Source organism: Blautia sp. MSJ-9 (genome assembly GCF_018919065.1).
In the GTDB taxonomy this organism is placed as follows: domain Bacteria; phylum Bacillota; class Clostridia; order Lachnospirales; family Lachnospiraceae; genus Blautia_A.
Map to the genome: position 1 here is coordinate 1 of NZ_JAHLQG010000022.1, position 18,552 is coordinate 18,552.

The following is an 18,552-nucleotide window of genomic DNA, read 5'->3' on the forward strand; positions in this document are numbered from 1 at the left end:
CGGGCCGCTGGTGCATCGGTTAGACTGCCAAGTCTACGGCCGAGTAGCCAAGCCCGGAAGGGATAAACGCTGAAGGCATCTAAGCGTGAAGCCCCCCTTAAGATGAGATATCCCATTCGTTAAGAAGTAAACCCCCTTGAAGACGACGAGGTAGATAGGGCAGAGGTGGAAGTGTGGTAACACATGGAGCTGACTGTTACTAATCGGGTGAGGGCTTGACCAAGAATCGCAGGAAGAATGATTTTCAGGGAATGTTGACATGTATGTAGTTTTGAAGATATACTAAAACCAGCTAGATGATAGCTGGTTTTTTTGTGCCTAAATATAAAAAGAAGGAATAAAAGAATATGAAAACAAGGGAAGAAGCATTAAAATATGGACTATCATTTAAAAATGTATATGAAGAAAAACCTTTTCATGACCAGAACTGGCAGTTAGTAAGAGTCAGAGGAAGTAAAAAGGCTTTTCTCTGGATTTATGAAAGGGATGGATATATTAATCTGAATGTAAAGGTAGATCCACAGTGGCGTGATTTCTGGCGTAGCGCATATGATTCAGTAATTGCGGGATATCATCAGAATAAGGAACACTGGAATACGCTTATTTTGGACGGAAGTATACCGGATAAAGATATAAAAAGGATGATATCCGAAAGTTATGACTTGGTTACAGATAGCCCAACTAAAAGAATCTATGAGGCAGTCAAAAAAATACCAAAGGGTCACGTTGCAACTTATAGCAAAGTTGCGGAGATGGCTGGCAATCCCAGAATGGCAAGAGCGGTGGGAAATGCTCTCCACAAGAACCCCGATCCGGAACATATCCCATGCTTTCGTGTTGTAAATGCAAAGGGCGAACTTGCAGGAGAATTTGCCTTCGGCGGAGCCGGTGAGCAGGCAAAGCTTTTGGAAGCAGATGGAATAGAAGTAGAGGATGGAAAAGTTGATTTGAAAAAATATGGAATCTGACGGCAAAATTTTATGATTCTGCCGTCAGATAGTAGAAGAAATTTATTGACAGAGTTGTCATTTCTCAAAATTTTTTCTAAATATAATTAAGGCGGTGAGACTCCTGTAAACAGAATTCTTTCTTGTGAGCAGACAGAGAAGCGGATTGTGAATATCCGCCTGATTTAAGTCAAGTAAGTTTCCTGTTTCAACCAACATAGATATGTTAATGAGACCCTCGCTGTTACCTTAGCCGGCAGCGAGGGTCTTGCTTGATTTGGTTAAATAAGAAATTATTTGTAGAATAATTCAATAATCTTTAATACTACTTCAACAGCGATGTCCATCCCTTCAACAGTAATGTGTTCATAAGGACCATGGAAAGCGTGTCCACCGGTTCCGAGATTTGGGCATGGAATACCCATAAAGCTCAAGCGTGCACCGTCTGTGCCACCACGAATCGGAGTAATAAGTGCAGGAGTTCCACATTCCTTGCAGGCTGCGGTTGCGCAGTCAATCAGGTCCATGCAGGTATTAATAATTTCCTTCATGTTTCTGTATTGCTCTGTAACCGTAAGTTTTACAGTACCCTCCCCCCATTTTTCGTTAAGAATTTTAGCAATGTGTTCCAGTGTTTTGATTCTGCAGGAGAAGGAAGCTGCATCATGATCACGGATAATATAGTCCAGCATTGCTGTAGAGACATTACCGTTCATGGCATCAAGATGGAAAAATCCCTCATATTCTTCTGTATTTCTTGGTGTATCTGCGGCGGGAAGCATGGAGTTAAATTCCATAGCAACCAATGCTGCATTTATCATTGTATTTTTGGAAGAACCGGGATGTACATTTACGCCGGTAAATTCAACTACTGCGCGTCCTGCATTAAAGTTTTCATACTGAATTTCTCCTTCTGTATCGCCATCAAGAGTGTATGCATAGTCTGCGTTAAATTTCTTTATATCAAAATGGTCAGTACCCATTCCGATTTCTTCGTCCGGAGTAAAGGCAACAGAGATTGGGCCGTGAGCAATAGTTCCGTTGTTCAGGTGTTCGATCATGGTCATAATCTCTGCAACACCGGCTTTATCATCCGCACCGAGTATGGTAGTTCCGTCGGAAGTGATGAGAGTTCTTCCTTTTAATGTGGACAGATGTGGGAACATTTTTGGAGAGAGAATTCTGCCGCTGGTTCCAAGTGCAAGTTCTCTGCCATCGTAATTCGGAGTAACAACCGGAGTAACCGGGTGATCGCAGAAATCAGATACTGTATCCATGTGGGCAATAAAGCCCAGTTTTTGGCGGGACTCATATCCTTGGGTTGCCGGAATATGTCCATAGACGTAGCAATGTTCATCTACATTGGCATCTTCCACCCCCAGTTCCTTTAATTCCTGAACCAACTGTCTGGCAAGGTCAAACTGATACTGTGTGGAAGGGGAAGTGCCGGTTTCTTCACTGCTTGGAGTAAAAACTCTTACATAAGATAATAAGCGTTCGTATGCTTTCATGAAAAACCTCCTGATATTGGACTGAGCCACATATTTTTAACTCAGCATTGTATGTTAAGTATAACATGTCACTGAGCTTACGTGAAAATATTTCTTGCATTTTGTAAATGGTTATGATATGATGCTACTCAAAGAAAAGGGAGTAGCGGCCATCGTTATGAAGAACTGGACTTGTTTTTCCTATAAATGGTACATAAATGCGTCAGAACGGCAGATTAAGAATGCCCGCATTATGATATAATCGGCAAGACTTTTGTTTTAGACATTAAGAGAAGAGCTCATGTTATGTCTGAAATGAAAGTCTTTTTCTTTTCTTCAGAAATTTTTAGAAGCAAAAAATTTAATTATGCCAAATGGTGAAACGGAGGAGAAAAGTGAACGAAAGAGTAAATCCATTTAAAAAATTACAGAAGCCGGGAAAACATGTGAAACGTATTGTAATAGGAGCAGCAGGGTTGGTGATTATTGCAGGGCTTGCAGGAGATGCTACCTATCAGATCCAGGAGCAGGAACAGGCAGTATTGACAACTTTCGGAGTGCCGAAGGCAGTGGCAGAAACAGGACTGCATTTTAAGATTCCTTTTATACAGAAAGTACAGAAAGTAAATACAACGATCCAGGGATTTCCTATTGGATATAGTATGGGAGATAATTCGGTGGTTGAGAATGAGGGCATTATGATTACCTCGGATTATAACTTTATTGATGTAGATTTCTTTGTTGAGTACAGAATTTTAGAACCGGTAAAATATCTTTATAATTCAGAGGAACCGGAAGATATTCTAAAAAATATTTCTCAAAGCTGTATCCGTACAGTAATCGCAAGTTATGATGTGGATGAAGTACTTACAACCGGAAAAGGTGAAATCCAGAGCAAGATCAAAGAAATGATACTGAAACAGATGGAGGAACAGGATCTGGGAATCCAGCTTGTGAATATCACAATCCAGGATTCAGAACCGCCCACACAGGAAGTTATGAAAGCATTTAAAGCAGTAGAAACTGCCAAGCAGGGAAAAGAAACTGCTTTGAATAATGCCAATAAATACAGAAACGAAAAGCTTCCGGAGGCTGAGGCAGAAGCAGACCAGATCATTCAGGATGCTGAGGCGCAGAAACAGGTAAGGATTAATGAAGCGGAAGCTGAGGTTGCACGTTTTAATGCCATGTACGAGGAATATGTAAAGAATCCGGAGATCACAAAGAAGCGTATGTTCTATGAGACAATGGAAGATGTGTTGCCGGGAATGAAGATTGTGATTGATAATGGAGATGGAGTGCAGAAGGTTCTGCCGTTAGATTCTTTTACAGGGAACGGTTCAGAGAATCCGACAGAGACACAGAACACAGATCCTGCTCAGGACACACAAGATTTAAATGATTCTGAGAACGAATAATGAAATGACAGAAAATATTTCATATAAAAGGTGTTTTAGTAAAAGAAATACGGAGAATAGAGATATAATTTGGAGAGGACTAATATATGAAAGGTAAGAAAGTTGGAATATTAATTGGTGTGGCTGCAGCAGTTGTAGCTGTCGGAGCATCGGTAACAGTAACTCAGCAAAATGAATACAAACTAATACGCCAGTTTGGTAAGGTTGACAGGGTGATCAGCTCATCGGGAATCAGTTTTAAGATTCCGTTTATAGAGAGTACACAGTCATTGCCAAAGGAAACATTGCTGTATGATCTGGCAGCATCTGATGTAATTACAAAAGATAAGAAAACGATGATTAGCGACAGCTATGTTCTCTGGAAAATCAGCGATCCGCTTAAATTTGCACAGACATTAAACTCTTCTGTGGAAAGTGGTGAGAGCCGAATTAATACTGCTGTGTATAATGCCACCAAAAATGCGATCAGCAGTATGTCACAGGATCAGGTGATCACAAGCCGTGACGGAGAACTGTCTGATATGGTTATGGAGGCAATAGGAACAAACATGGATCAGTATGGAATCGAACTTCTCAAATTTGAAACCAAGCAGCTGGATTTGCCGGATGATAATAAGGAAGCTGTGTATGAACGAATGATTTCTGAACGAGATAATATTGCAGCGACTTACAAGGCAGAGGGAAACTCCGAAGCAAAGGTGATCCGAAATAAAACAGACAAAGAAGTAGCAATCCAGATTTCCGATGCCAAAAAACAGGCAGAGATTCTGGAGGCAGAGGGTGAGCAGGAATATATGAAAATCCTTGCGCAGGCTTATGGAGAAGAGGACAGGAGTGAGTTTTATTCATTTGTAAGAAGCCTGGATGCGCTGAAAACATCTATGAAAGGTGAGGACAAAACAGTGATACTGTCTGCAGATTCACCGATCGCTCAGATCTTTGAAGGAAAATAAAAGAAAGTAACAATAATACACTCTAATTCTTCACCAAATAAATGGAAGATAGACATAGAAGATAAGGAATGTTATAATTTTTTACAAAGAAATCCTGAAGCAGAAAATGTAAGTATAATCTGGAAATAATATACAGAGAAAACGGAGGGATAGAAAATGCTGACATGTATCAGATCAAAACGGCAGAGAGATGCAGCGGAGTATGCTTTACGAACTATTCAGTCATCATGCATAAGGCCTTATATTAAGACAATATATCTGTATGGCAGTTGTGCACGGGGAGAAGAGAAATATAGCAGTGATGTTGATCTGTTTCTGGAACTGTCAGAGTCATTCCGCTCCCGGCCGGAACTTAAAAAATATCTTTATCTTCTAAAATCAGAAGTATCCTCTGAGGAATTGGATGATGCAGAAACGGATCTGAAAATTGTAGTTGGCGATGACTGGAAAAGGAACAAAATGCTGTATTATACAAATGTGCGAAAGGAAGGAATTCAGATATGGCCTTGAACAGTTATTTTGATTTTGCAGAAAATGATTTTCAATATTTTAAAGCCTCTTATGATGCGGGGATAGTTGCAAATATGATGGGTGCCATGGCGCAGGGAATATGCGAAAAATATATGAAGCATCTGATCTCAGAATACTATAAACCGGATGATGCTATACAACAGAAAGATTTTGAAAATATTTTGCGTACACATAGTCTGAACAGATTGATGAAATTTCTAAAAGGAAATATGGGAGCAGAGTTTTCAAAAAATACGCAGACACATATGAGAATGATAGATGGTTTCTATTTTTCAACCAGATATCCTGGTGACGATAGCATAGAGATAGATGGTGATGATGTGGAAACCTGTAATGATGCAATAGAATTGTGCAGAACAGAAGTTTTAGAGTTAGAACAAAAGTTAAAAAAGGGTGAGGTATAAAATCAATCGTTACTGTTCACTCCGTTCTCAGTAACGTAGCCAAAATTCATTCCAGATTGCCTGCGGCAATGGAATTTTGGCTTGTATGTCTCGGGATAGTGGTGTGTGAACAGTAACAATCAATCAGTTTGTATAAAAAACAGAAACACAGAATTGGCTTGACAGTAACGCAGAATTGTTCATATAATACAAATTAGCCAAAACTAACCTTTTGATATAAGGTACTTGGAGAGAAAATTATTATAGAATAATTCAGGTGGGATCAAAATGAGAAAACGGATGCAAACTGATTTTAAAGAAATAAAGGAAACGAATATTCAGCTTCCATCTTCACGACGTGAGATTGAGGAAGACATGTTAGAGCAGATTTGTCTGATCGCGAATGCAGGAGCAGAGATTACGGTTGAGGAGTTATGTGGCCGTATGAATATGAGCAGAAGAGAAGTTAATTTTTGTCTGAAACAATTAAAAAATCATGGATATGTTGTCGGGGAGAAAGAGACGTATATAGGATTACAGGGGAAAGAAGCTGAATCAGGGATTTTTCTCACAGAGCTTGGGAAGATTACAGGTGAGGAATTTCAATATCGTCATGAAATTCTGAGGCAGTTTCTGCAGTTTGTGGGTGTTTCAGAGGAGAAGGCAGAAGAGGATGCCTGTCGTATGGAGCATGTGATTAGTGAGGAGACGGTTCAGCAGATTTGCAATTTTGTGGATTATGGAGATACTTTTGAGAGGATTTTGAAGCAGTCGGATCTGCGTAGCTGGTACCGGCCGGGGAGTTATCAGTTTCTTATGGGAATCTACCAGATAGAGAAGACGTATCCGAGAAGATTTGCCAGGGAATTTAAACGTTTTTCTGAGAATATCCGGCTGCATGTTACAGAAGATGAGAGCAGTTTTGAACTGATCAAAAGGGAAGGTGAGGCTTCAGCTCAGAATTTATGGTACAAAGATCCGGAACAGGGATGGATACAGGCGGAAGAGAGAATGGGAAATCCCCGGATACCATCTGGTGCATTTAAGTTTCTAACCCGATGTCAAGATCCGATCATAGAGGGAGTCGCGCTGATTGCGTTTACGAGAAAAGGTGAGAAGCCTGTTGACTGGAACAGCCGGGAACTTGATGTACATATCTGGAAGTCGGAGGATAAGGGGCATGAATAAACAGGATAGTGTGGATCTTCTGCATCCCTCAATGCTTCAGATCCAGTATCTTATGGAACTGGAAAAGGTGGGGAAAAAGCGTGGAAGTGTTACAATGATCGCAGACATCTGTGGGGTGAGTCATGGACCGGTCAGTCGTTTCTTTAAAGAGTGCATGGAGAGAGGATATCTGACGGAGAAATATGAGTTTACTGCCGAGGGAACGCATGCCTTACTGATTTACAAGAAACTTCTGCGGGATGTGAAACTGTATCTGAAAGCAATGAATATTCCGGAAAAAGAGATTCCTGAGAAAATGCGGCAGTTGATTGAGAATGTAGATTATGATCTGCTCAGGAATATGATAAGGAATGGGAGGCAGACTGCAGAGCATATAGAGAAACAGGATAAGAGTCAGGAAGATGCCAGAGATAGTCAGCACAGCAGGGAGTCGAATGCATATTTTATTGAGAAAATATTGGAGAAAGGAAAGTTTCAGGTTGGGATTGCGGTTCATCAGATGAGCAGAAACAGTGAAACCAGGATTTCCATGGCTCATCAGGGATTTGAGCATCTTGCACTTATTCGAAATAATACACGCGGAAGCTGGCTGGAGCTGACAATCCGGGAGGTTAACGGACGATCCAGGATTGATGGAACCAAGATGTGGGGACATATTTCTTCTTTGAAATATGAGAAGCAGGGACAGCTTTATGAAGCGGTTATAAAGGACGGACATCTGAGAATTCCGCTCAGTGCCTGTCATTTTTTCCGTGGGAGGATGGGAAATGTAAAGGGCACAGTTCACATTACTGTTGCCTGTAATATTGGAAACGCACATATGCCGGAGAGTACAGCAGTGCTGACATTCTGGATGTAGGATTAAAGGTCGAAATGAAGAAAGTTCGGCCTTTTTATTATGCACAATTATGACAAAAAGCTGATTTTACAGGTATTTCAGAAATTCATAAACCGTTCTCATAAGGAACGAAACTGCAAAAATTAGTTGACGCTAATCCAATAGTACTGATACAATGACCTGACGGTTAGCAATAGATAACCAGATAGAGAAAAGGATGGAGAAAATTATGAAACATACACTCAAAATCTTTTGGATGATACTGGGATTTTTGTGTCTTGGGCTTGGAACGGTGGGGATTGTACTGCCAATCCTGCCCACGGTTCCATTTTATATGGCAACGTTATTCTTTTTTGCCAATAGTTCAGAGAAGCTTCATTCATGGTTTCTTGGAACAAATTTATATAGGAAACATCTTGACAGTTTTGTGCAGAAAAGAGCCATGACCATGGGAACAAAACTCCGCATCATGGGAACGGTAACTGTAATCATGGGCATAGGATTTTTATGTATGAAAAATGTGCCGATTGGCAGAATCTGTCTGATCGTGGTCTGGATCTGCCATGTATTGTATTTTTTCTTGAGAGTAAAAACAGAAAAAGAAATACTGGAAGGTGCAGAATAACATGAACAAAGTGGAAAAGAAACGTCAGAGAGAGCAGCACGTTGTGGAAGAAATGATCCAACTGTACTGCCGGAAAAATCATTCCAAAGAAGAACGTCAGGGCAGACAGATGTGCCCTGCCTGTCAGGAACTCTCTGATTACGCAAAGCTCAGAAGCCAGAAATGTCCATTTATGGAGCAGAAGACATTCTGCGCAAACTGTAAGGTACACTGCTATAAACCTGAGAAAAGAGAACAGATCCGCCAGGTAATGCGATTCTCAGGACCGAGGATAATCATGTATCATCCGATTCTTGCAGTCTGGCATCTGATATGCAGCAAAAAAGAGAAGCGTAGACAGAAAGAAGATGCAGGAAAGTAACATAAGCAATTAACTCAAAAGGGGCATAAAAAGGTAAAAAACTTATGATAAAAACAAGACTGGTGGGACTGTTATCCCATGCAAAAAAGTATATTGTGTATACAATCCTGTGGCAGTGGGCAGCACTTCTGTCACAGGTGCTGGCAGTTTTATCAATCACAGATTTACTGGAAAAAGTCGTATATCAGAATGTGACAACAGCAGCGGTTGAGCGAACAATCATTACGCTGATTTTTGTAGTGATCGTCCGGTTTGTCTGTGAGCGGATGGGGGCGAGATCATCCTATCTGGCATGCGTGGATGTGAAGCGTATCCTGCGCGAAAAAATTTATGAAAAGATGCTGAAACTTGGGGCATCTTACAATGAACAGGTATCTTCTTCAGAAGTAGTTCAGGTATCAACAGAAGGTGTAGAGCAGCTGGAAACTTATTTCGGAAAATACCTTCCCCAGTTATTTTACAGTCTGATCGCACCGGTGACACTGTTTGTCATTCTCAGCAGAGTAAGCCTGAAAGCCAGTGTGATTCTTCTGATCTGTGTACCGCTGATTCCGGTTTCCATTGTAGCAGTACAGAAAATCGCGAAAAAGTTATTGGATAAATACTGGAGCATTTATACAGGTCTTGGAGATTCTTTTCTGGAAAATCTGCAGGGACTGACAACTCTGAAAATTTATCAGGCAGATCAGCAGAAGGCAGATGAGATGGACATGGAATCCCAGAACTTCCGCAGAATTACCATGAAAGTGCTGACCATGCAGCTGAATTCTACCAGCGTGATGGACATTGTGGCATATGGCGGCGCAGCAATTGGTATGGCAGTGGCAGTATCTGAATTTCTGAAAGGAAATATCAGCATTTCCGGAACTTTATGTATAGTTCTTCTGGCAAGTGAATTTTTTCTGCCATTAAGACTTTTGGGATCTTTTTTCCATATTGCGATGAATGGTATGGCAGCAAGTGACAAGATTTTTAAAATATTAGATTTACCGGAACCACAGACAGGAGAGAAGATTTTGCCTGATGGATCATTGGATATCTCCTTTAAGAATGTACATTTCGCATATGAAGAAGACAGAGAGATTTTAAAAGGAATCGATCTGTACCTTCCGGCGGGAAGCTTTGTGTCTCTGGTAGGAGAATCCGGATGCGGAAAGAGTACGATCGCAGGGATCATTTCTGCAAAGAACAGAGGATTTACCGGAGAGATTACCATTGGCGGTGTGCCGCTTTCCAAGGTGAAGGAAACGAATCTGATGAGACATGTGGTACTGGTCCGCCATAACAGTTATCTGTTTAAAGGAACTGTAGAGGAGAATCTTCGCATGGCAAAACCGGATGCAACAGAAGCGGAAATGAAGGAAGTTCTTGAGAAGGTAAATCTTCTGGGATTTCTGCAGACCCAGGACGGACTGCAGACAAAACTTCTGGAAAAAGCCGGCAACCTGTCCGGCGGGCAATGCCAGAGATTGGCGATTGCCAGAGCATTACTGAAAGACTCGGCAGTATATATTTTTGATGAGGCTGCTTCCAATATTGATGTGGAGAGTGAAGAACTGATCATGGAGGTGATCCACCAACTTGCAAGAACAAAGACAGTACTTCTGATCTCACATCGACTGGCAAATGTGGTAAATTCCGACCAGATTTATTTCCTGAAAGACGGGGAAATAAAAGAAAGTGGAAAACATGAAGAGCTGATGCAATTGAATGGTGAATACAGACATCTGTATGACAACCAGATGGCATTGGAGAACTATGGAAAGGAGGAACCTTTGGATGTCTGATACGAATAAAAAAAATATGCCGAAAAGTACAGTACAAAAGAAGATGGTGAATGAGAGCACAGCATCATATGGAGCGGCTGCAACGAAAAAACGCAGAAGTGCTATCTCAATTATGGGAAGTCTGATCGGTCTGGTGAAACCATTGCTTCATATCATGCTGGCAGCAATCATCCTGGGAACAGCCGGATATCTCTGTGCTATTTTTCTGACTATTCTTGCAGGACAGGTAATTGTACATGGGCTTATAGCCGGAGGTACAGGAAGTGTAAAAACAATCATAACTGTAATGATCATCATAGCAGTTCTCCGCGGAATCCTGCATTATGCAGAACAATACTGCAATCATTTTATTGCATTTAAACTTCTGGCGATCATCCGTTACAAAGTATTTGCAGCACTGCGAAAACTCTGTCCTGCGAAGCTGGAAGGCCGGGACAAGGGAAACCTGATCTCTATCATTACAACAGATATCGAACTTCTGGAAGTGTTTTATGCACACACAATATCACCGATTGCCATTGCAACCCTGACTTCTCTGATCATGGTGATATTTATCGGAAGATATCACTGGCTGACAGGACTTCTGGCGCTGGCCGCTTATATGATCGTGGGAATCGTGATCCCTATGTGGAACGGCAGACGTGGAAGCCAGATGGGAATGGAATTCCGTACAAATTTCGGGGAACTGAACAGCTTTGTATTAGATTCCCTTCGTGGCCTGGATGAAACAATCCAGTACGATCAGGGGGAGAAACGAAAAGAACAAATGTCTGAGCGCTCCAGGAGTCTTGCGGGAATGCAGGAGAAATTAAGTAAAATGGAAGGTGCTCAGAGATCATTTACCAATCTGGTGATTCTGCTGGCATCCTTTGGAATGCTGGCACTGACTGTATGGCTTTATGGAAAAGGAGAGATCGGATTCGAGGGAATCCTGACCTGTACCATTGCAATGATGGGATCATTTGGACCGGTGGTATCGTTATCCAGTCTGTCCAATAACCTGAATCAGACACTGGCCAGTGGGGAAAGAGTTCTGTCTTTACTGGAAGAAACACCGATGGTGGAAGAAATTTCGGAAGATATGCATATAAAAATGACATCCGAAAATATGTCTGCTATTTCGAATGAGACAGATGATATTACCAAAAATGAAAAAAACATTTTAAGTGGTATTTCTGCAGGTGGAGAAATGTGCAGAGGAAATGCATTTTCAGGTGCGGAAGCAAATAATGTTACCTTTGCCTATGAAAATGAAACAATCTTGGATGATTATTCACTGAAACTGGAGCCAGGCAAGATCACCGGTATCCACGGAGCCAGTGGTTCCGGCAAGTCTACACTCCTGAAACTGCTCATGCGTTTCTGGGATGTAAACGAGGGAAGTGTATCTGTAGACGGCGAAGATGTGAGAAAAATCCCAACCAGACATTTGCGAGACATGGAAAGCTACGTGACACAGGAAACTCATCTGTTCCACGATTCCATTGCCAATAACATTGCAGTTGGCAGCCCGGGAGCTTCCAGAGAGGCAATCATCGAAGCAGCAAAGAAAGCTTCTATTCACGACTTTATAATGAAACTTCCGAAAGGCTACGACACAGAAGTTGGCGAATTGGGTGATACCTTATCCGGCGGCGAGAAACAGAGAATCGGAATCGCGAGAGCATTCTTGCACGACAGTCCGCTGATACTTATGGATGAGCCAACCTCAAATCTGGATTCCCTGAATGAAGGAATCATTCTGAAATCCCTGAGGGAAGCCGCAGAGAAAAAGACAATAGTACTTGTATCACACAGAAAATCTACTATGAATATCGTTGATACCGTATTCGAAATGAAAGATGGCAGGATTTCATGAGCCTGATATCAGAACTTAGAAGAGAATAGATGAATAAGTAGCGAAGCGGAGATGATTTTGTCCGCTAAAATCCCTTCAGTGCACATGGTCCCAAAGAACATTGCGGGCATCCCTGCTGCCAGTCATGGATATTTTTGCCTTCAAGATAGGCAGCGCATCTTTTCTTGTCTATAGTTCCATCTGGAGAAATGGCACCGGATGGACAGTTCATAATGCATGCTTTACATTTTCCATTCTGATGAAACAGGCAGTACTGATGATCCGTACGTCTGGTAGGAGTAATATACGCATCCGTGACAAGACTGTTCATTCTGCCCAGACAGCCTCTCTTGGTGATTAGCAGATGATTCAGACCAAAAGTCCCGATCCCTGCGATTACGGCGTTAGATTTATGCCCCCACCGTGCAGTTTTTGATACATGGTCAAAATTTTCAGTAGGTGGTTCAGTGACACTATGGTAGCCTTTCATTTCAAGAAGATTCTGAACCTGGCGCATGATATGATCCAGCAGTTCATTGGTATGCATATAAGCATCAGACCAGACGCTGGAGGTTTTGCATTCGCCTTTGATATCTTTATAAATAACCTCTGAATAGGGCAGAAACAGTACAAGTACAGTCTGCGCTCCATCCAGCATATCTTTTGGGTGAATCTGGGGATTTCCGATCAGTTCATCTAACTGATCATAAAGAGGATCAGATGCACTGGCAAATCCGATCACCGGTTCGCGGTAATAGGCGGATTTCGGATGATTTTTAACCATTACACAGATCAATTCCCGTATTTCTTCCTCTAATGTCATGGGATCACTTCCTTAAAATAAATATGAATCTATTATATAATCTGTTCTTATGATAGAGTCAAGGGAAAATCGGACTTTGCATCTGTACAAAAAATCGGACTTTTAATCCGAAAAACCAGAATTATGTACAAAATCAGAGCAAAAAAACTGTTAAAATCAGGGTTGACTCTCATTTAGAGATAAGGTTTATCTTGTATGCAAACAAAATTCCGCCGACATATATGGAGGAAAAACAAGAACAGATCAGGAGGCAGACCGATGAAAAAAACAATAAAGAAAGTAGTTGTAGCAGGTGGTGGACTCATGGGAGCTGGAATCAGCCTGATGTTTCCAGAGTATGGGATTGAGACAGTCCTTTACAGTGTAGCAGAGAAAGATTTTGATAAAGCGGGAAAAGTAATCGATAAAAGTCTGGCAGCACTGGTTGAAAATGGACGTCTGACCAGCCAGACCGCAGATGAGATAAAAGAAAAAATCCAGTTTACAGTAGATAAAAAATGTTTTGAAGATGCAGATTTGGTCATTGAAGCAATCCCGGAGATTATGGATCTGAAAAAGAATTTCTATGAGGAAATATCAGAACTTGTACCGGAAGATACGATCCTGACAAGCAATACTTCTGCAATTTCAATAAACCAGCTCAGCGAATTCATAAAATTCCCGGAAAGATTCTGCGGAACCCATTTCCTGAACCCACCGCATATCATTCCACTGGTAGAGATCACAAAAGGGGATAAAACAGATCAGACAGTATGTGAAACTCTTTACACTCTTTTCAAAGATATGGGAAAAGAACCTGTACTTCTGAAAAAAGATGTAAAAGGCTTCCTGTCCAACAGACTTCAGTTTGCACTGCTTCGTGAAGCAACCTATCTGGTAGAACAGGGTGTGGCAGATCCGGAAGACATCGACCGTACCATCAAGTATGGAAATGGTCTGCGTTACACCTGCTCCGGTCCATTTAAGATTGCAGATCTTGGTGGTCTGTCTGTATTTAATTCTGTAGCAAAATATCTGTATTCAGATCTTTCTGATGAAAAGAGCGAAAATCATCTCCTGGATGAACTGGTAGAAGAAGGAAATAACGGAATCTCCACAGGAAAAGGCTTCTATGAATACCAGGAATCAGACCTTGTCAATGAAGAAAAGACAAGAGATGCTATGATCCTTGGCATTCTGAAAACCGAAAAAGAATTACTGGCATAAACGGGAGAAGTTGACCTAAAAATCTGGAAAGTTTATTATGTACGCAGTTTACGCAAAAGTTCCCAGCGTGACCGTACCTCCAGTTTGCGGAAAAGATTCTGCAGATGTTTATTTAAAGTGGTTTCTTTAATATGCAGAGTCTCCGCAATTTCTTCATTGTCCTGAAAATTCAGAAGACATTTCAGTATTTCGGTTTCTTTGGCAGTCAGATGATATTCTGACAACTGGGCCAGCCCGGATATTCCTGCCGGATTTTCAGAAGATTTTTCAAAAATCATCCGATGCAGTACCGGATTCAGATGCATGGCAACTGCACGCAGATAAAACATATCATCGGATACGAAAGTCCCATTTGGCCGTGTCCGGAAAAGAGTCAGAACACCGAGGAACTTCTGCTGAAAAACAATCGTATACTGCAGACTGTCGTAAATGTTATACTTGCGATAACACTTGAGATAAAGAGGAGAATTCAGACGATGTTCCTCGTCCAGCACTGCACTTTCCCGGATCAGCTGGGATTCTTTTCCATGAAGGATCCACAGGAGTTCATCCTCACCTGCAAATTGTGTATATTGAAGTTCTGCTTTCTGAAAAGAAGAAGGAAAGCAGATCGGATTTCCAAGAGAAAAAGGATTATCAGCAGTCTCATCATGGAGAAACAGACTGGCGTATTCAAAAGGTACGATCATTTTCAGTCTCTGAAAGAAAAACGCATCTATATCAGAAACATTTTTCCACAGATATATTTCATAAATCAGGTCATTGATCATCAAAAATTTATTCTTTTCCATAATTATCATTCCATAAGATTTAAAATAGTTTAACCGAATCAAATAAGTTCCATGCTCTAAGAAGTGGGGGAGTATTTATGTAAATAATTACAATTATTTTATCATCAGAACTACTCAAAAACAAGTAGACATACTTAAAAATAACCGGAAAATAGAAAAAAGTAACCATTGCACACACCCTGCAGGAAATGGTATCATAAATCCAAGTTAAAAAACAAAACACCTACCGAAAAGAAAAGGTCAGGTAAAATAGAAATATTGATTATGATACAAAGGCGTATCTGGAATATATCTCCAGATGCGCCATTTTTTATTACCCTGAAAATTAATGGACAGGTCCGGTGTGACCGGGCAGTGAGGAGGAAATTATGGCAGATAGTAAACAGGTAATCAAAGATCTTGACAGAGTGATCAGACTCATCGAAACAGACACAAAGGACATCCCGGCAGAAGAGAAAAAAGCAATGGTAAAAGAAACACTGGATCATTTCGACAACTATGTAAGCCCGGGCTGGTTAAAATATCGTAAATCTGTATCTTCCGACTCTGAAGGCGGAGCAGTTCTGGAATGGCAGGATGAAGGCGCATACTGCTACGGACTGAATGGAGAGAAATTTATCGACTGCCTCGGCGGTTTTGGTATTTACACATGCGGACATCGTAACAAAGAAATCCTGGATGTAGTAAAAGCACAGCTTGATCATCAGGCACTTCATTCTCAGGAACTTCTGGATCCGCTTCGTGGATATCTGGCAAAAGCAATGGCAGATATCACACCAGGTGACCTGCAGTATTGCTTCTTTACAAACGGTGGTGCAGAGGCAGTAGAAATGGCACTGAAACTTGCACGTATTGCAACAGGCGGACGCTGGTATATTTCTACAGTAGGTGCTTTCCACGGCAAATCAATGGGTGCCATCTCCATGGGTGGTAAATCCACTTACCGTGTTCCATACACACCAATGGTACAGCAGGTACAGCATGTAGAATACGGAAATGCAGAAGATATGCGTAAAGCAATCCGCAACCTGACAGCAGTCGGTGAGAAAGTTGCAGCAGTCATCCTTGAGCCAATCCAGGGTGAAGCCGGAGTCATTGTTCCACCTAAGGGATACTTAAAAGAAGTCAGAGAAATCTGCGATGAATACGGCGTAGCATTGATTTTCGATGAAATCCAGACAGGTATGGGACGTACAGGTACAATGTGGAGATGCGAAGCAGAAGGCGTTACACCGGATATCATGACATATGGTAAAGCATTCGGCGGTGGTATTCTTCCTATTACAGGTATCATCTGTAAACCATCCATGTGGGTAGATCAGCTTGTTGAAAACCCATGGCTTCTTGGTTCTCCTACATTTGGTGGAAACCCGTTATGTTGCGCTGCAGCCATCGCTACTATTAAATACATGCTGGAAAACGATATCCCAGGTGTCTGCAAAGCAAAAGGTGAAGTACTGAAAGCTGGTCTTGAAAAACTGGCAGCTAAATATCCGGAGATCATTCAGGAAGTTCGTGGTACAGGTCTGATGCTTGCTGTTGAATTCCATACATGCGAACTTGGATATGAAACTTCTAAAGGATTATTTGCAAGACGTGTCATGACAGCCGGAACTCTGGTTAACGCAAAGACTATCCGTTTCGAGCCGACAGCAGTCATTTCCGAACAGGATATCAAAGACGTAATCTCCAGATTCGATGAAGCACTTGCAGATGTAAAAGCAGGATTAACAAAATAGTTATAAAAAATATTCAAGTTAAATAAAGATATAAGATCATGATTGTGAGCAAAGGGGCACATATTCCGTCAGATGGCGGAATAGTACCCTTTTTGCATTGTCAGGGAAAATTTGTAACAGGACTTTGATCAATAAGAAAGGAAAAAATGCGTATGGAAATAAAGAAATTATACATTGACGGTGAATGGGTAACAGGAAGCGAAGGAAAAACATTTCAGTCTACAAACCCGGCAACAGGTGAAGTACTTGCAGAAATCGCAGAAGCTTCCATTGAGGATGCGAGACGTGCCATCGCAGCTGCCAGAAAATCTTTCTATGAAACAAGAGAATGGAGAGATATGGACTCGCAGGCAAGAGGCGATATCATTCTTAAGATCGCAGACAAACTGGAAGAACGCAGCGAAGAGTTTGCACGTCTGGACTGTCTGGATATGGGAAAACCTTACAGAGAAGCGCAGGCAGATGTGGATGATGCAGTACATTGCTTCAGATATTATGCAAGTCTGATCAAGACACCACATGGCGGATGCTATGATGTCAATTACGGTTTTGGAGAAATGCACAGCTATACAGTTCATGAACCGGTAGGTGTATGCGCAGAGATCACTCCATGGAACTATCCGCTTCTTATGGGAGTATGGAAACTGGCACCATCCATTGCAGCAGGAAACAGTGTAGTATTTAAACCAGCTTCTGTATGCGTACTGTCCTGTATCAAACTGTTTGAGATTTTTGAGGAATGCGGACTGCCGAAAGGTGTTGCAAATCTGGTTATGGGACCTGGTGGAACCATCGGAAATGAACTTGCAGGAAGTAAAGATGTGGATATGGTAACCTTTACAGGAAGTACAGAAGTTGGACAGAGTATCATGCGTCAGGCAGCAGTGAATGTAAAGAAAGTAGGTCTGGAACTTGGCGGAAAATCCCCGAATGTGATCTTTGCAGATGCAGATCTGGATGGAGCTGTAGAGTGGGCAATGATCGGAATCTTTTTAAATCAGGGTGAAATCTGTTCCGCAGGAAGCAGAATTATCATAGAAGAAAGCATTAAAGACGAGTTTATCAAGAGACTTGTAAAGAAAGCCAATGCCATCACGATCGGAAATCCGATGGATAATCCGGATATGGGAGCTATGGTTTCTAAGAGCCACATGGAGAAAGTACTGGCGTGTATTGAAAAAGGAAAAGAAGAAGGTGCTAAATTAGTATGTGGAGGCGAACGTTACACTGAGGGTGAATGCGCAAAAGGATACTTTATCCGCCCGACTGTTTTTGACGAATGCACAGACGACATGACGATCGTAAAAGAGGAAATCTTTGGACCAGTTGTGACCGTGCAGACATTTAAAACAGAGCAGGAAGCTATTGATATGGCAAACAACACTCCTTATGGACTTGCAGGTGCAGTCTTTACTTCTGATATTTCCAGAGCCATGCATGTGATCAAAGAAATCCGTGCCGGAATCACCTGGATCAACTGCTACAATCCAACCTTTAACGAAGCACCGTGGGGCGGTTACAAGATGAGCGGTATCGGAAGAGAACTGGGTGTTCACGGACTGGAAGAGTATCAGGAGATTAAGCAGATCAATATTAATATGAAACCTGGAACTGTAGGATGGTATGAACATTAAG

17 protein-coding genes and 1 rRNA gene are annotated in these 18,552 nt (G+C 41.6%); 15 read left to right on the forward strand and 3 right to left on the reverse strand.

Annotated elements, in window-relative coordinates; all coding sequences use genetic code 11:
- Together KQI87_RS06055 and KQI87_RS06060 are read left to right on the forward strand one after the other, a co-directional pair.
- Positions 1–223, forward strand: a 23S ribosomal RNA gene (locus KQI87_RS06055); the annotation flags it as partial.
- 124 nt (positions 224–347) lie between these two features.
- Positions 348–968, forward strand: a complete 621-nt coding sequence (locus KQI87_RS06060; protein ID WP_216459345.1) for a methylated-DNA--[protein]-cysteine S-methyltransferase — start codon at positions 348–350, stop codon at positions 966–968.
- 272 nt (positions 969–1,240) lie between these two features.
- Here the strand turns inward: KQI87_RS06060 and pepT are convergent, their stop codons facing one another.
- Positions 1,241–2,458, reverse strand: coding sequence for a peptidase T (gene pepT / locus KQI87_RS06065; RefSeq protein WP_216459346.1), 1,218 nt, complete (start codon positions 2,456–2,458; stop codon positions 1,241–1,243).
- Between the two features lie 374 nt (positions 2,459–2,832).
- Between pepT and hflK the strand changes: the two genes are divergently transcribed.
- The 10 genes from hflK (at position 2,833) to KQI87_RS06115 (ending at position 12,379) form a co-directional block, all read left to right on the forward strand.
- Entirely contained in the window at positions 2,833–3,855 is a 1,023-nt protein-coding gene (gene hflK, locus KQI87_RS06070) for an FtsH protease activity modulator HflK (RefSeq protein ID WP_330655705.1), read from the forward strand.
- An 86-nt stretch (positions 3,856–3,941) separates the two neighbouring features.
- Complete coding sequence (gene hflC / locus KQI87_RS06075) at positions 3,942–4,808, forward strand: protease modulator HflC (protein WP_019160930.1); 867 nt, start codon at positions 3,942–3,944, stop codon at positions 4,806–4,808.
- Between the two features lie 156 nt (positions 4,809–4,964).
- Positions 4,965–5,318, forward strand: coding sequence for a nucleotidyltransferase domain-containing protein (locus KQI87_RS06080; protein WP_008705807.1), 354 nt, complete (start codon positions 4,965–4,967; stop codon positions 5,316–5,318).
- Positions 5,309–5,743 carry a HEPN domain-containing protein gene (locus tag KQI87_RS06085; RefSeq protein ID WP_118521733.1) on the forward strand — a complete coding sequence of 145 codons (435 nt, stop codon included), beginning with the start codon at positions 5,309–5,311 and terminating at the stop codon, positions 5,741–5,743. Before KQI87_RS06080 ends, KQI87_RS06085 begins: the two co-directional genes overlap by 10 nt.
- A 267-nt stretch (positions 5,744–6,010) precedes the next feature.
- Positions 6,011–6,910: a metal-dependent transcriptional regulator gene (locus tag KQI87_RS06090; protein WP_216459348.1), complete on the forward strand. Its 900-nt coding sequence runs from the start codon at positions 6,011–6,013 to the stop codon at positions 6,908–6,910.
- Positions 6,903–7,769: a hypothetical protein gene (locus KQI87_RS06095; protein ID WP_128866726.1), complete on the forward strand. Its 867-nt coding sequence runs from the start codon at positions 6,903–6,905 to the stop codon at positions 7,767–7,769. The genes KQI87_RS06090 and KQI87_RS06095 overlap by 8 nt, the downstream gene beginning before the upstream one ends.
- Positions 7,770–7,977: 208 nt before the next feature.
- Positions 7,978–8,373 (forward strand): YbaN family protein, encoded by a 396-nt coding sequence (locus KQI87_RS06100; RefSeq protein WP_216459349.1) that lies wholly within the window; start codon positions 7,978–7,980, stop codon positions 8,371–8,373.
- A 1-nt stretch (position 8,374) separates the two neighbouring features.
- Positions 8,375–8,734 carry a nitrous oxide-stimulated promoter family protein gene (locus KQI87_RS06105; RefSeq protein WP_216459350.1) on the forward strand — a complete coding sequence of 120 codons (360 nt, stop codon included), beginning with the start codon at positions 8,375–8,377 and terminating at the stop codon, positions 8,732–8,734.
- Between the two features lie 44 nt (positions 8,735–8,778).
- Positions 8,779–10,521: an ABC transporter ATP-binding protein/permease gene (locus tag KQI87_RS06110; RefSeq protein ID WP_216459351.1), complete on the forward strand. Its 1,743-nt coding sequence runs from the start codon at positions 8,779–8,781 to the stop codon at positions 10,519–10,521.
- 43 nt (positions 10,522–10,564) lie between these two features.
- A complete protein-coding gene (locus KQI87_RS06115) occupies positions 10,565–12,379 on the forward strand; it encodes an amino acid ABC transporter ATP-binding/permease protein (RefSeq protein WP_216459368.1) in 1,815 nt (604 codons plus the stop codon).
- A gap of 64 nt (positions 12,380–12,443) precedes the next feature.
- Here KQI87_RS06115 and KQI87_RS06120 read toward each other — a convergent pair whose 3' ends face one another.
- A complete protein-coding gene (locus KQI87_RS06120; protein WP_216459352.1) occupies positions 12,444–13,181 on the reverse strand; it encodes an epoxyqueuosine reductase in 738 nt (245 codons plus the stop codon).
- 258 nt (positions 13,182–13,439) lie between these two features.
- On the opposite strand from KQI87_RS06120, the gene KQI87_RS06125 reads away from it, so the two are divergent.
- Positions 13,440–14,387 carry a 3-hydroxyacyl-CoA dehydrogenase family protein gene (locus KQI87_RS06125; protein WP_216459353.1) on the forward strand — a complete coding sequence of 316 codons (948 nt, stop codon included), beginning with the start codon at positions 13,440–13,442 and terminating at the stop codon, positions 14,385–14,387.
- A 35-nt stretch (positions 14,388–14,422) separates the two neighbouring features.
- On the opposite strand, the gene KQI87_RS06130 is transcribed toward KQI87_RS06125, so the two are convergent.
- On the reverse strand, positions 14,423–15,178 hold the full coding sequence (locus KQI87_RS06130; RefSeq protein WP_216459354.1) for a helix-turn-helix domain-containing protein: 756 nt from the start codon (positions 15,176–15,178) through the stop codon (positions 14,423–14,425).
- Between the two features lie 368 nt (positions 15,179–15,546).
- On the opposite strand from KQI87_RS06130, the gene KQI87_RS06135 reads away from it, so the two are divergent.
- Positions 15,547–16,917: a putrescine aminotransferase gene (locus tag KQI87_RS06135; RefSeq protein ID WP_216459355.1), complete on the forward strand. Its 1,371-nt coding sequence runs from the start codon at positions 15,547–15,549 to the stop codon at positions 16,915–16,917.
- A gap of 152 nt (positions 16,918–17,069) precedes the next feature.
- Entirely contained in the window at positions 17,070–18,551 is a 1,482-nt protein-coding gene (locus tag KQI87_RS06140) for an aldehyde dehydrogenase family protein (protein WP_216459356.1), read from the forward strand.
- Position 18,552: the final 1 nt, after the last annotated feature.